Below are 13,454 nucleotides of genomic sequence, written 5' to 3'. Positions count from 1 at the left end.
ACTGCTGATCTGTTTTGCGTAAACCCAATAAATACCTGCTGTTCCTGCTCGTCACGGTGATGGCGTATGCGCTCGTTGAGTACTACCGCCCCCGCCCCATCGACTGGACACCAACGTACGAAAACGACGACCGGATTCCGTTCGGCACGCAGGCCCTCTTCGAGCTCTTGCCTTCGCTCATGCAGCAACCGGCCGTCAAAACGGTTCGGCTACCGGTCTATAACTTCCTGACCGAGACCAGACCGGCGGGCCGCAGCAACTACGTGTTTATCTGCCGCAGTTTCGAAGCCGATGCCAACGACCTCCGCCAGCTGTTCCGCTACGTGAAGCAGGGTAACAACTGCCTGATTTCGGCCTACGACATGCCCGATTCGCTGGGTAAAGCGCTGGGCTTCAAAGCCGATCTGCGCACCCCCGACCGGGCCGACTCCAGCCTGCGCCAGAACTTCGTCAACCCGGCTCTCAAAAAACCGGCCGGGTATCGGTTCTCGCGCGACGATGGCCGGAATTACCTGCGTATCAACAAAACCGGGGGCATTACCGTGCTGGGGCGCAACGCCCGCCAGGAGCCGGTCTTTATCCGGGTACAGTACGGGAAAGGGCACTTTTTTATTCACAACCTGCCCCTGGCCTTCACCAACTACTACCTGCTCAACCACCCCTCGTCCGACTATGCCATCAAAGCCCTGTCGTACCTGCCGGCCTGGCCAACCTATTGGGATGAGTACCAGAAACAAGGCCGCTTCGACGAAGATCAGCAATCCATTCTGCGGTACATCTGGTCGCAGCCGGCGCTGACCTGGGCCTATTATCTGGTCGTGATCGGGTTACTGCTCTACGTCATCTTTGCCGGCAAACGAACGCAGCGCATCATTCCGGTCATGGAGCCACCCCGCAATACCTCCCTCGATTTTGTGAAAGATGTAGGGCGGCTGTATTTTCAGCAACGCGATCACGACAACATGGCCCGCAAAAAAGTCCAGTACTTTCTGGCCGACCTGCGCGAACGCTACGGGCTGAACACCAATCAGCTCGACCACGAGTTTACCGAGACCCTGGCCCGTAAAAGCGGTTTACCCACCGATCAGACCGCCGAGCTGGTACGGCTCCTGCGCAACGCCCAGAAAAGCGTTACGTTATCTGAATACGACTTACTGACACTGAACGGTGCCATCGAAAAATTCAATCAAACTGTCTGAATGGAGTCTTTTAATTCGCGTATCGACCTGACCCCGCTTACCACCGCCGTTGACGCCATCCGGGCCGAAGTGGGCACCGTTATTGTGGGCCAGCACCAGACCATAGACCTGCTGCTGACCGCCCTGCTCGCCGACGGACACGTGCTGATCGAGGGCGTTCCCGGTGTGGCTAAAACCCTGACCGCCAAGCTGCTGGCCAAAACATTATCGGTCGGCTTCAGCCGGATTCAGTTCACGCCCGACCTAATGCCGTCCGATGTGCTGGGAACGTCGATTTTCATGCCCAAAACCGGCGATTTTTCGTTTCGGCAGGGGCCTGTCTTCTCTAACCTGGTGCTGATCGATGAAATTAACCGGGCTCCGGCCAAAACCCAGGCTGCCCTGTTCGAAGTGATGGAAGAGCGCCAGATCACCAACGACGGCACCACCTACCCGCTCGACGAACCGTTTATGGTGCTGGCTACCCAGAACCCTATCGAACAGGAAGGTACCTACCGACTTCCCGAAGCCCAGCTCGACCGGTTTCTGTTCAAAATTGTGGTTGGCTATCCCGACGCAGCCGCTGAAGTAGACATTCTGAAAGGCCATCACCAGCGCCGAAACCTGACCGATGCGGTACAGGCCGTTTCGGCGGTACTCAGCGCCGGCCAGCTGGCTTCGCTGCGCGCTCAGGTTCATCAGGTACACGTAGAAGATAAGCTTTTCGAGTACATCGCCCAGATTGTACAGGCCACCCGCGCCAACAAATCGCTGTATCTGGGGGCTTCGCCACGCGCATCGGTCGCCTTGCTGAACAGCGCGAAGGCGCTGGCTACGCTGCGGGGTCGCGACTTCATAACGCCCGAAGATGTGCAGGAACTGGCGGCTCCCGTACTGCGTCACCGGATTCTGCTCACGCCCGAACGCGAGATGGAAGGCGGCACGGCCGATGACGTAATTGCCCAGCTGGTTCAGAAAATCGAGGTACCCCGATGAAAAAGCAGGGCTGGCGCAATGGAAAAAAATACGCGCTGCCTGGTCTGTTCTTATTTGGTTTCTGGCTTACGACTACGGCTCAGCCACTTACCCGCGACCAGTTAACAGGCCAGTGGATCGGCGTACACGCGGAGTTAAACAACGCGTCTCTTTGTCCGCTATCAACCTACCTGGACCTGCGAAGCGATGGTTCGTTTTACCTGGGTATGGTCGACGGTAAGGCCCCTCCCAAAGTTATGACCTGGGCGATGAAGGCGGGCCAGCTGCGGCTCGATGTGCTGACTTATGCCCTCGACCTGATTTCGCTGACAAACGATGTATTACGAATTGGGCAGGACTCGCCGATGCTCTTTCGACGCTTTCAGGAGATAGCCGTTGATTCGACCGCAGCCTTTCAGACGTTGAACGGTCGGGTTTGGGAGACGGATAGCCTACGCCTGTCCTTGTTTGCCAACGGGAAACTGCTCTGGGAAAACTGCCAAACCTACGAGCAAACGGTGCATTGCTGGCAGTTAGCCCGGTACGGAACCGCTGTGTTTCTGGTAACGCGCGGCAACGCCCATACCTGCGAAGGCGACTACAAACCGCTTTGGCAGCTTACCCAGTCAGGAAAACAACAGTTCAGGGCCATCGGCTGGAACGGCCAGGCAGTAGCTACCGAAACCTTTCGGCTGGTTCGTCCGCTCAAACTCTCCGAAATGCCCCCAGCAAACGAGTTTCAGCGTTGCGCCAACTGTTTTGATGGGAGTCGGTATTCGGTTGCCGAACCGTTTCTACGAAGGTATCAACCCATGCTGTACGACATCAGGAAAGCGTTTGAGCAATACTACAAACCGGTTGTGGCCAGTGGGCAGTCGGGCCTGGTTCAGATTCAGTTTGCCGTTGACTGCGACGGGCGTATGGGGCGGTTTCTGGTGAAAGGGTTCGACAACGACTATCAGGCCAAGTCGTTCGATCCGCAACTTGTAGCGCAGCTTTTGACCATTTGCCGCCAAAAGCTACCGGCCGGCTGGCGACGCGATCCATTGACCGACCAGCAGCAGTCAGACATAGACGTATTGCTAAACGTTCGGCTCAGCAACGGCACCATAACCGATGTTTTCTTATGAAGCGTTTTCTGCTGATTAGTTTAATTTGGCCGGGGTATCTGCTAGCGCAGGATAATGCGCGTCAGATCGAGATGACGCAGTTGTTGCTGATTAAAAACCATCAGGTACTGTCGGGTAATAAGCAGCCGGACGGTCTCGCCGAACATTCAGAAACAGTACTCCGCAAAGCCGAACGGTACCGCTATCAGGGTGATTTTGATAAAGCCGTTCCGTTGTACCAGCAAGCTGCTCAGCTGAATCCAAAACGCCAGGGTTATATTGGCTACGTTCATCTGGCTTTTCTGCACGATTACAGCCGGGCTATGCAATACCTGAACGCCTACGACGCGCTGACACCCACGTTCGACGATATAGAAGGCAACAACCCCGTTAGTTATTACCGGGGCGTTATCTATTTGAAAACAAACGAGTTTGCGCTGGCTATCGAGCAATTAAACAAGTCGATTGGCGATATCGAACGCAAACATGGTTCAGAATGGGTCAACTACCGTTATTACGTGAGCCGGGCCAGAGCGTTCTTGGCAACCAGTCAACCTCAAAAAGCTCTGGATGACCTTGATAAGGCGGTTGCCAACTACAAAAAAAGCGCACTGGCGTATTACCACCGGGGTCTGGCTTTGGTACAGCTTGGCCGAACAGCCGAAGCTAAATCGGCTTTTCAGGACGCTCAGTTTTTTTTCGGCGCCAAGCGGGTCGAAGCCTTGCAGGCCGGGCAAGCCGTTATACCCGAGGATCAGCTCTTCCCCCTGTACGAGTCTGAAATCGAAGCTGCCATCGACCAGCTTAAACTTAAACCGTAACACAACATGAATCCATTCTACGAAAGCATTAAAGGCGTATTGCAGAACGCCCGCGCCACCGCGTTCCGGGCCGTAAACTTCGCTATGGTCGACGCCTATTGGAACATTGGCCGACTCATCGTTGATGAAGAACAGCAGGGAAAAAGCCGCGCCGAATACGGCACCAGTCTGCTCAAATACCTCGCCCAACGATTAACTACCGATTTTGGGAAGGGGTTTGATGAACGCGAGATGCGTCGAATACGCCAGTTCTATCTGCAGTTTCCAATTCGGGACGCAGTGCGTCCCGAATTGACCTGGACGCACTACCGCCTGCTGTCGAAAGTTGACAACGCCAACGCCCGCACCTGGTATATGAACGAAGCCGCCGAACAGCAGTGGAGCAGCCGGGCGCTGGAACGACAAATCAACTCGCTATACTACGAGCGGCTGCTGGCTACCCGCGAAACGGATCGGCCAGACATCCGGCAGGAGGCCGACGAAAAAACGAAGCCGTTGCAGATTAAACCCGAAGATGTACTGAAAGACCCATATATACTTGAATTCCTGAACCTGCAACCGAACTGGAAAATTTACGAAAAAGACCTTGAACAGGCTCTCTTAGACAACCTGCAAACGTTCATGCTTGAACTAGGTAAGGGGTTTGCGTTTGTGGCGCGGCAACAACGTATGGTAGAAGACGACGACAGTTTTCGGGTTGATTTGGTGTTTTATAATTATATACTGCGCTGTTTTGTGCTGGTAGACCTAAAAGTCGGCAAACTAACGCATCAGGATGTTGGTCAGATGGATATGTATGTACGGATGTACGAAGACCAGCACAAACAACCCGGCGACAACCCGACCATTGGACTGATTTTATGTACGGAGAAGAACGAGACCGTTGTGAAGTACTCGGTTCTGAACGGAAGTCAGCAGCTGTTTGCGTCAAAGTATAAACTGTTTTTACCCAGCGAGGAGGAGTTGCGCCATGAGATTGAGCGCGAGAAAGTACTTATAGAGCAAAACCGGCGTAACCCATGAACTTCTTTCGCCCCCTGTTTATCTCGCTCCGCCTTTGGTTCACGCTGACTGGCTTTGTGCTGGCGTTTGTACTGGCCTATGCCGTTCCCCTGTTGTTTCCGCTGGTTCAGGTAGCGTTTGTCGTCTTTCTGTTCCTGATTGGCCTGGATGGCTGGCTGCTGTTCCGAACCGAAGCCGGCCTGTTTGCCCGGCGTGAAGTGCCCGACCGGCTCAGCAACGGCGATCAGAACCCGCTCACCGTCTACCTCGAAAACCGGTACGCGTTTCGGGTCGATACCGAAGTGATCGATGAAATTCCCTTTCAGTTTCAGCGACGCGACGTGCTATTCCGGGCGCAGTTACAGGCCCGCGAAACCCGCGCTATCCGTTACGAACTGCGCCCTACGCGCCGGGGTGAGTACAGCTTTGGCGCCGTCAACGTCTTTGTGCTATCGCCACTGGGGTTGCTGAAACGCCGGTATCAGTTTGAGCAGGGTAAGCTGGTGGCCGTATACCCGTCGTTTCTACAAATGCGGCAGTATGAGCTGCTGGCGGCTACGAACCGCCTGAACGAAGTAGGCGTGAAGCGAATACGCCGGCTGGGACATAGCACCGAGTTTGAGCAGGTTCGGCCCTACACTACCGGCGACGATGTTCGGACGGTGAACTGGAAAGCTACCGCCCGGCGCAGCGATCCGCGGGGGGCCTCGCTGCAGATCAACGCCTACCAGGATGAACGGTCGCAGCCGGTCTACTGCCTGATCGATAAAGGCCGGGTCATGCGGTCGCCTTTCGAAGGGTTGACGCTGCTCGATTACGCGATCAACGCCAGTCTGGTGCTCAGCAACATCGCCTTACTCAAACAGGACAGAGCGGGCCTCCTGACCTTCTCTGACCACATAGGCCAGCTCTTGCCCGCCGACCGGCGGGCGGGCCAGCTGCTCAAGATCATGGAAGTATTATACCGCCAGAAAACCCGCTTCCAGGAGACCGATTACGAGAGTGTATACGCTACCGTCCGCACGAACATTCGCCAGCGAAGCCTGTTGCTGTTGTTCACCAATTTCGAAACGGTAAGCGGTATGCAGCGCCAGCTTCCCTACCTCCGCCGACTGGCTAAGGATCATTTATTACTGGTCATCTTCTTCGAAAACACCGAACTCCGCGCCCTGCTTGATCAGCCCACCCCCGACACCGAAGCCATCTACCTGAAAACCATTGGGGAGAAGTTTGCCTATGAGAAAAAGCAGATTGTCAAAGAATTGGGCCAGTATGGCATCCAGACTATTCTGACCGCTCCAGAGAACCTGACCGCCAACACCGTAAATAAGTACCTCGAGCTAAAAGCCCGGAACATGATTTAACCCGTACCGCCCCAAAAAAGCCCCAACAGGGCGATATGTTAATAGATTACCATCGGCCATATTACTAAAAATTCCCGGTCGGGGCGGCATGTCAACAAACCCGACCGCACAAAAAAACAACGGAACGGATATTCACCGTCACAATGGCCCCATCGACCCGGATTCCTGTTATTGACCGGCGTCGCCCAATCCGCCTTTGACCGATTCGTAATCTGACTTGATACGGCCCATTTCTTTGGCCAGAAACGCCTGAAGCTGGGCGTTGAATTCGGCTTTTTCGGCATCGCTTAGGCTAGCGTATACCTCTTTAAGCTCCTGATTGATGGCGGCTCGCTCGGCATCATCAGCCGCGTTGATGGACCGGATATGGTATCGGCGAAAATCGTACTGGGGCATGTCTGATTCTGTTCGTTAGGGTAAAATCTCCCGGCACAAAGGTACGACAGCCGGTATAAAGCGAAAAAGGCCGATCGAACGACCGGCCTTTTTCAAAAGAACATATCTCTCTATGACTGCATCAGCGCTTCGTTGTCTTTAAGCCGTGCTCTCTGTACCCGACCCGACACCACGATACTGATTTCATACAGCAGCGCCAGCGGCAGGGCCACCAGAATCTGGCTGTACAGATCGGGCGATGGGGTAATGATACCGGCGACGACCAGAATCACGATCCAGGAGTGGCGACGATACTCACGCATGAAAGCAGGCGTTAACACCCCAACTTTAGACAGGACGAAGGCTACAATCGGCATCTGGAAAATAAGGCCGCAACCCAGCGCCAGCGTCACGATTACGCCGATATAGGAGGTAATATCAATATTGTTCTCGATCCGGCTCGACAGGGTGTAGTTGACCAGGAAGTTGATAGCCAGGGGCGATACAATGAAATAGCCGAACAGCAGGCCCATCGAAAACAGCAGCGACACGAAAAATACCGCTCCGCGAGCCGCCCGCTTCTCGGACGGGCGAAGGCCCGGCTTGATAAACCGCCACACCTCCCAGAAGGCATACGGAAAGGCAAAACTCAGGCCCACGAAGAACGACGACGTCAGCGACATGGTAAACTGATCCGATAAGCCCAGCGCCTGGAGTTTGAACGTCAGTTTCTTCACACACAGATCGGCATACCCCGTATAATCGGCCAGCTTACACATCTGCCGGTACGTCCAGAAATCGGTCTTGGCCGGTCCGAGCAATACGTACTCGAAGATATCGTCAATAAAAATGAACGCCGTGACGGTAAACACCAGAATAGCCGCAGCGGCCCGGATAATGTGCCAGCGGAGTTCTTCCAGATGGTCCAGAAAAGACATCTCCTTGCCTTCGGTGTCGATGTCTTCGTCGGTCAGTTGATCGAGTGGCATATGCTTGGTTGAGCGATTGACTGATTGAGCAATTGAGTGATTATAACGGCAAGTTAGTCATCGCTCAATCACTCAATCACAATTAACTTTTGTAGAGCGGAAATGCTTTCATCCACTCGTTGATTTCTTCTTTAACGGTCAGCAGCGTTGCGCTGTCGTCATGGTTCATCAGCACCCGGTCAATATATACGACAATCTGCTCCATGTCCGATTCTTTCAGACCGCGGGTTGTCATGGCCGCCGTACCGACGCGCATGCCCGAGGTAACCATCGGCGACTTATCATCGAACGGAACCATGTTCTTGTTGATGGTAATATCGGCTTTGATCAGCGTGTTTTCGGCCAGCTTACCCGTGAGGCCTTTGCTCCGCAGGTCGATCAGCATCAGGTGGTTATCCGTACCGCCCGAGATGATCGAGTAGCCACGATCGGTAAATGCTTTGGCCATGGCCTGCGCGTTGGCTTTCACCTGAACGGCATAGTCGTAGAAATCGTCGGTGAGGGCTTCGCCGAAGGCTACGGCTTTGGCAGCAATGATGTGCTCGAGCGGGCCGCCCTGCGTACCGGGGAAAACGCCCGAATCGAGCAGCGACGACATCAGGCGGGTTTCGCCCTTGGGGGTTTTGATACCGAACGGATTCTCGAAATCGTTCCGCATCAGAATCAGTCCGCCCCGGGTGCCGCGCAGGGTTTTATGGGTGGTCGTCGTAACGATATGGGCATGCGCCAGCGGGTCGTTCAGCAGCCCTTTGGCAATCAGACCAGCCGGGTGCGACACGTCGGCGAGGAGCAGCGCGCCCACTTCGTCGGCAATGGCGCGGAGCCGGGCGTAATCCCAGTCGCGGCTGTAGGCCGATGCGCCACAGATGAGCAGTTTAGGCCGCTCCCGTTTGGCCGTTTCTTCGACCACATCGTAGTTGATAACGCCCGTTTCGCGCTCTACGCCGTAGAACGTAGGCCGGAAGTATTTGCCCGAGATGTTGACTGGCGAACCGTGGGTCAGGTGACCGCCGTGGCTGAGGTCGAAACCCAGGATGGTATCGCCGGGCTGCAGACAGGCCAGGAATACGGCCATGTTGGCGTTGGCGCCCGAGTGTGGCTGTACGTTGGCCCAGGTAGCGCCGAACAGCTCTTTAGCGCGGTCGATGGCAATTTGCTCGACCTGGTCCACTACCTCACAGCCCCCGTAATACCGTTTGCCGGGCAGGCCTTCGGCATACTTGTTGGTGAGCACGCTCCCGGCCGCTTCCATAACGGCAGGCGATACGAAATTTTCGGAAGCAATCAGTTCGATACCGGACTCCTGCCGGTGTTGTTCTTTAGCAATCAGGTCAAAAATCTGCGTGTCGCGGGCAGCGGTGGTTGCGGTCGTCATGCGCGTAAGTAGTTCAATGAGTTATCGGTCCGGTTGTTCGTCACGCTAAACCGACAAACAACTCCTTTTACGGGACAAAGGTACGGCGGAAAACGGTAGTCTGCCGAAGATTTTCACTTCCCGCGCGAGACGAGCTGGTAGGTCAGGGGCGTCATCCCCGTATGCTGCCGGAACTGCCGGTGAAAGTGGGATATATTGTTGAAACCGCTCTCCAGACCGGCCTGTCCGACGGGTATGTCGGTTTCGCTGAGCAGTTTGCGGGCGTGGCTGATCCGGAGTTCGTTCAGGTACTCGACAAAGGGCTTACGCGTTCGGCGTTTGAAGTATCGGCAAAAAGCCGCCGGTGCCATGCCGGCAACCGACGCAATCTGCTCGATCCGGATCTCGTCCCGAAAATTGGCCAGGGTAAACTCCAGCACCCGCTTCATCCGCTCGGTCTCGCCCGCGCTGGGCGCCAGCCGATAGCCGTCGCTGGCCAGGGGCTGCGCGTCCGGATCGGTCGTGAGCCGGGTCAGCACCCGCAACAGGCCCATAAGTTGCTCCATCCGGGTCTGCGCGATCAGCTCCGTCAGCAGCGGGGCCAGCCGGGCGGCACAGGTCTCGCTGAACCGCAGGCCGTGCTGACCGCGCCGGAGCATCGCGCAGAGCGGGCCGGCCTCGGGCAAATGAGCCAGCACCGTATCGACCAGCGCAGCCCGAAACTGCACCACAATCGACTCGGCCAGCCGGTCGGAGCCGGATTCGTAAAAATCGGCATCGCACCGCCAGTAGTGCGGCAAATCCGGGCCGAGCAGCACCAGATCGCCCGGCCTGAACAACGCCACATGGTCGCCAACGAACCGGTGTCCGTAGCCACTGATAATGTAGGTCAGCTCGTACTCCGGGTGGTAATGCCAGGGCGCATCGAAGTACGGAAGCCGGAACTGCCGAACCAGCAGCGAGCGCTGATCACCAATAGTTACTTTTTCGAATAACGCTTTCATGTTGAACAGTATACTGACTACAGGTACGCCATAGTGAGCAAACGATGATCAAAATGCTACATAAATAGGTAAAACATGCTTCATCTACTCATCAGCTCTCCCTCTACTTTTGTAGCTGTTCTGCTCAGCGAACCGGTTCGCTGATAGCCTATCAAAACCCTTATGGAAGCGACTATCGACAAAACATCCCTGCTGCAGGAGCTGGCGAGTCCGTATGCAGTCAGCCCCGAAGCCATTGCTTTCTATCGTCAGAACGGCTACGTAAAACTTAAGCAGGTGCTCAGTCCGGCCGTGCTGGCTTATTATGGCGACATCATTACCGAGCTGGTTTTTCGACTCAATACGCTCGATAAGCCGATGCACGAACGGACGACCTACGAGCGGGCTTTTTTGCAGATCATGAATCTCTGGCAGGAAGATGAGGAGGCCCGTGAGTTTGTTTTCTCGAAGCGACTGGCCCAGCTGGCGGCTGACCTGATGGGCGTCGAGGGCGTCCGGCTGTACCACGACCAGGCGCTGTATAAAGAACCCTCGGGCGGCATCACCCCCTGGCATGCCGATCAGTTCTACTGGCCGCTGGCGTCACCGCATACCGTTACGGTCTGGATTCCGTTGCAGGCAACCCCGATGGAGATGGGTCCGCTGGCGTTTGCCGAAGGATCGCAGCATGTCGAGATTGGCCGCGACCTCGAAATCAGCGACGAGAGCGAAACGGTGCTGTCTGGCTTGCTTCAGCAGCAGAACTTTCCGCTCAACGACACGCCCTTCGAGCTGGGCGAGGTCAGCTACCATGCCGGCTGGACCTTTCACCGGGCCGGGCCAAACGTATCGGACTCGCCCCGGAAGGTGATGACCATGATTTACATGGACAAAAACCAGGTCATTATGCCGCCCCGCAACCGGTATCAGGTAGCCGACCACGCGCGGTGGCTGGCGAATGTACCCGTTGGCAGCCAGCCGCAGGATGATATCAACCCCGTTCTGTTCAGCTATTGATATGGATTCATAGCTGATCAGTTCGTATACATAAACACACCTAACTTTTCGTTTCGTTGGTGCGCCCCGGCCTGTGTTGGGGCGCATTTTTTTTGGAGCCGCACAAATGGAAGTATTTTTGCGGGATTGCTGTTACCCCATCAAACCAACACTTACCCAAAGCGGTATGAAATCATTTGTTGCGCTCGTTGCCGGACTGCTGCTGTCCGTAGTCACGTTCGCCCAGCTTACCAAAGATCCCACGAAATGGTCGGTTTCGGTACCGAAGCAACCCGCGAAGGTGGGCGACGTCGTGGAAGTTCGCATCCGGGCCACTATTGCCGATAGCTGGCATATCTACTCGAACGACCTCGACCCGAACATCGGTCCGTTGCCAACGAGTTTCAAGTTTACCCCTTCCGATAGCTGGCAGCGCGTCGGCAATGTCGTGCCGGTTGGGGTCGAAGAAGTGTTCGAAGAAGTATGGGGCGCTAAAATCCGCCAGTTTTCGGGTACGGCGACCTTCGTTCAGAAAATCAAGGTGCTGAAACCGGCGGTTGAGTTCAGCGCTACCACCGAGTATATGGCCTGCTCCTCGAAAGACGGCACCTGCCTGCCCCCCGCCGAAGCTCAGCTGAGCGCCCAACTGACCGTGACGAGTCCGGCTACAACTTCAGCTACGGTAGCAGCTGCAACGCCTACAGCCTCATCGGCCGTTACGCCCCCCGTTTCTGAAACCACCGTGGCCGCCACGACCCCGGATCCGGCCCTGACCGCGACTACCGGCACCAGCGCCCCCACCGTAGAACAGGCTGCTGACAAACCCGTCGATGCGCTCGACGCGGCTGCCCAGGCTGGCGAAACCACCGACACGTCTATGATGGGGTTCATTGTGGCGGCTTTTCTGTCGGGCCTGGTGGCGCTGCTGACGCCCTGCGTATTCCCGATCATTCCGATGACGGTTAGTTTTTTCACCAACCAATCGGGCGGTCGCTGGAAAGCGCTGCTGTTCGGAGCCTCGATCATTGGTATCTACGTGCTGATCGGTACGGTTGTGTCGCGCATAAACGGACCGGCCTTTGCCAATTTTGTAAGTACCCACTGGCTGCCTAACGTCCTGTTCTTTGCTATTTTCTTTGTGTTCGGGCTTTCGTTTCTGGGTTTGTTCGAGATCGTTCTGCCCAGTTCGCTGGTCAACAGCGCCGATGCCCGGGCCGAGCGCGGTGGTCTGGCGGGCGTATTTTTCATGGCCTTTACCCTCGTGCTGGTTTCGTTCTCCTGCACCGGCCCCATTGTGGGTAGCCTGCTGGTCGCGTCGGCGGGGGGCGAAGTGGTGAAGCCAATCATCGGTATGACCGCCTTCTCGTCGGCCTTTGCCATTCCGTTTACGCTGTTTGCAGCTTTTCCGCAGTGGCTCAAAAGTATGCCCAAATCGGGTGGCTGGCTCAACGCGGTTAAAGTGGTGCTGGGCTTTCTGGAGCTGGCGCTGGCGCTCAAGTTTCTGAGCATTGCCGATCAGGTCTACCACTGGGGCCTGCTCGACCGGGAGATTTTCCTGGCGTTCTGGATCGTCATTTTCGCGCTGATCGGGTTTTACCTGCTGGGCAAGATTCGTTTGCCACACGATAGCGAAGTTAAGAACGTCAGTATTCCCCGGCTGCTGCTGGCCATTCTGATTTTCGCCTTTGTCGTTTACATGATTCCGGGCCTGTGGGGTGCTCCGCTGCGGGCGCTGTCGGGCTACCTGCCACCCAAAACCAGCCAGGATTTCGACCTGAATGCCCGGTCGACGGGGGCCGCTGCGCCGGTCAGCACGCTGGGCGAGGTGCCTAAATACAGCAATCTCTTCGAGCTGCCGCATCAGTTGCAGGGCTTTTTCGAGTACAGGCAGGCGCTGGCGTATGCCAAAAAGGTAAATAAACCGCTGTTCATCGACTTTACCGGTCATGGCTGCGTCAACTGCCGCGAAATGGAAGCCCGCGTCTGGTCAGACCCGGCGGTACTGTCGCGGCTGCAGAACGACTTTGTGGTGCTGGCGCTGTACGTAGATGATAAAACCGAGTTGCCCGAGTCGGAGTGGTACACCTCTGCGTATGATCAGAAAGTAAAGAAAACCATTGGCGCCCAGAATGCCGATCTGCAGATTACCCGGTATAACAACAACGCCCAGCCCCATTACTGCCTGGTCGATGCCGACGGGAAACTGCTGGTAGCACCGAAGAACTACGACCGCAGTATCGACACCTTCGTTGCCTTCCTGGACTCGGGAAAAGCGAAGTTTAACGCCCAGGTTCAGTAAGCCTGCTTC

12 protein-coding genes are annotated in these 13,454 nt (G+C 55.9%); 8 read left to right on the top strand and 4 right to left on the bottom strand.

Translation table 11 applies throughout. The features are described 5' to 3' along the window. The first annotated feature begins 14 nt into the window (after positions 1 to 14). From EQG79_RS19405 to EQG79_RS19380, 6 genes are read left to right on the top strand one after another with little or no spacing between them, the layout of a single operon-like run. Complete coding sequence (locus EQG79_RS19405; RefSeq protein ID WP_077919493.1) at positions 15 to 1,199, top strand: DUF4350 domain-containing protein; 1,185 nt, start codon at positions 15 to 17, stop codon at positions 1,197 to 1,199. Next, the gene (locus tag EQG79_RS19400) at positions 1,200 to 2,174 is read left to right on the top strand and encodes an AAA family ATPase (protein ID WP_077919494.1); all 975 of its coding nucleotides are present in this window, start codon (positions 1,200 to 1,202) and stop codon (positions 2,172 to 2,174) included. Then, complete coding sequence (locus tag EQG79_RS19395; protein ID WP_077919495.1) at positions 2,171 to 3,283, top strand: hypothetical protein; 1,113 nt, start codon at positions 2,171 to 2,173, stop codon at positions 3,281 to 3,283. Before EQG79_RS19400 ends, EQG79_RS19395 begins: the two co-directional genes overlap by 4 nt. Further along, positions 3,280 to 4,083 (top strand): tetratricopeptide repeat protein, encoded by an 804-nt coding sequence (locus EQG79_RS19390; RefSeq protein WP_077919496.1) that lies wholly within the window; start codon positions 3,280 to 3,282, stop codon positions 4,081 to 4,083. The genes EQG79_RS19395 and EQG79_RS19390 overlap by 4 nt, the downstream gene beginning before the upstream one ends. A 6-nt stretch (positions 4,084 to 4,089) precedes the next feature. After that, positions 4,090 to 5,106 (top strand): PDDEXK nuclease domain-containing protein, encoded by a 1,017-nt coding sequence (locus tag EQG79_RS19385; protein WP_129603308.1) that lies wholly within the window; start codon positions 4,090 to 4,092, stop codon positions 5,104 to 5,106. Continuing rightward, positions 5,103 to 6,449, top strand: a complete 1,347-nt coding sequence (locus EQG79_RS19380) for a DUF58 domain-containing protein (protein ID WP_129603306.1) — start codon at positions 5,103 to 5,105, stop codon at positions 6,447 to 6,449. The genes EQG79_RS19385 and EQG79_RS19380 overlap by 4 nt, the downstream gene beginning before the upstream one ends. Positions 6,450 to 6,617: 168 nt before the next feature. On the opposite strand, the gene EQG79_RS19375 is transcribed toward EQG79_RS19380, so the two are convergent. The 4 genes from EQG79_RS19375 to EQG79_RS19360 all read right to left on the bottom strand — a co-directional run bounded on the left by EQG79_RS19375 (position 6,618) and on the right by EQG79_RS19360 (position 10,171). After that, positions 6,618 to 6,845 (bottom strand): hypothetical protein, encoded by a 228-nt coding sequence (locus EQG79_RS19375; RefSeq protein WP_170315660.1) that lies wholly within the window; start codon positions 6,843 to 6,845, stop codon positions 6,618 to 6,620. 110 nt (positions 6,846 to 6,955) lie between these two features. Next, positions 6,956 to 7,813, bottom strand: coding sequence for a twin-arginine translocase subunit TatC (gene tatC, locus EQG79_RS19370; RefSeq protein ID WP_129603304.1), 858 nt, complete (start codon positions 7,811 to 7,813; stop codon positions 6,956 to 6,958). Positions 7,814 to 7,895: 82 nt separating this feature from the next. Continuing rightward, positions 7,896 to 9,188 (bottom strand): serine hydroxymethyltransferase, encoded by a 1,293-nt coding sequence (locus EQG79_RS19365; RefSeq protein ID WP_077919500.1) that lies wholly within the window; start codon positions 9,186 to 9,188, stop codon positions 7,896 to 7,898. Between the two features lie 113 nt (positions 9,189 to 9,301). Further along, on the bottom strand, positions 9,302 to 10,171 hold the full coding sequence (locus tag EQG79_RS19360) for an AraC family transcriptional regulator (RefSeq protein ID WP_129603302.1): 870 nt from the start codon (positions 10,169 to 10,171) through the stop codon (positions 9,302 to 9,304). Positions 10,172 to 10,333: 162 nt separating this feature from the next. On the opposite strand from EQG79_RS19360, the gene EQG79_RS19355 reads away from it, so the two are divergent. Both EQG79_RS19355 and EQG79_RS19350 read left to right on the top strand, forming a co-directional pair. Continuing rightward, on the top strand, positions 10,334 to 11,167 hold the full coding sequence (locus EQG79_RS19355) for a phytanoyl-CoA dioxygenase family protein (RefSeq protein WP_077919502.1): 834 nt from the start codon (positions 10,334 to 10,336) through the stop codon (positions 11,165 to 11,167). Positions 11,168 to 11,333: 166 nt separating this feature from the next. Further along, positions 11,334 to 13,445: a thioredoxin family protein gene (locus EQG79_RS19350; RefSeq protein ID WP_129603300.1), complete on the top strand. Its 2,112-nt coding sequence runs from the start codon at positions 11,334 to 11,336 to the stop codon at positions 13,443 to 13,445. Positions 13,446 to 13,454 lie beyond the last annotated feature (9 nt).

Source organism: Spirosoma sordidisoli (assembly GCF_004138325.1).
Classification (GTDB): domain Bacteria; phylum Bacteroidota; class Bacteroidia; order Cytophagales; family Spirosomataceae; genus Spirosoma; species Spirosoma sordidisoli.
This window is presented reverse-complemented; position numbering and strand designations above follow the sequence as displayed.

Coding starts and splice junctions, on each gene's coding strand:
- EQG79_RS19400 (WP_077919494.1), top strand. CDS start 1,200: ATGGAGTCTTTTAATTCGCGTATCGACCTGACCCCGCTTACCACCGCC.
- EQG79_RS19395 (WP_077919495.1), top strand. CDS start 2,171: ATGAAAAAGCAGGGCTGGCGCAATGGAAAAAAATACGCGCTGCCTGGT.
- EQG79_RS19390 (WP_077919496.1), top strand. CDS start 3,280: ATGAAGCGTTTTCTGCTGATTAGTTTAATTTGGCCGGGGTATCTGCTA.
- EQG79_RS19385 (WP_129603308.1), top strand. CDS start 4,090: ATGAATCCATTCTACGAAAGCATTAAAGGCGTATTGCAGAACGCCCGC.
- EQG79_RS19380 (WP_129603306.1), top strand. CDS start 5,103: ATGAACTTCTTTCGCCCCCTGTTTATCTCGCTCCGCCTTTGGTTCACG.
- EQG79_RS19375 (WP_170315660.1), bottom strand. CDS start 6,845: ATGCCCCAGTACGATTTTCGCCGATACCATATCCGGTCCATCAACGCG.
- tatC (WP_129603304.1), bottom strand. CDS start 7,813: ATGCCACTCGATCAACTGACCGACGAAGACATCGACACCGAAGGCAAG.
- EQG79_RS19365 (WP_077919500.1), bottom strand. CDS start 9,188: ATGACGACCGCAACCACCGCTGCCCGCGACACGCAGATTTTTGACCTG.
- EQG79_RS19360 (WP_129603302.1), bottom strand. CDS start 10,171: ATGAAAGCGTTATTCGAAAAAGTAACTATTGGTGATCAGCGCTCGCTG.
- EQG79_RS19355 (WP_077919502.1), top strand. CDS start 10,334: ATGGAAGCGACTATCGACAAAACATCCCTGCTGCAGGAGCTGGCGAGT.
- EQG79_RS19350 (WP_129603300.1), top strand. CDS start 11,334: ATGAAATCATTTGTTGCGCTCGTTGCCGGACTGCTGCTGTCCGTAGTC.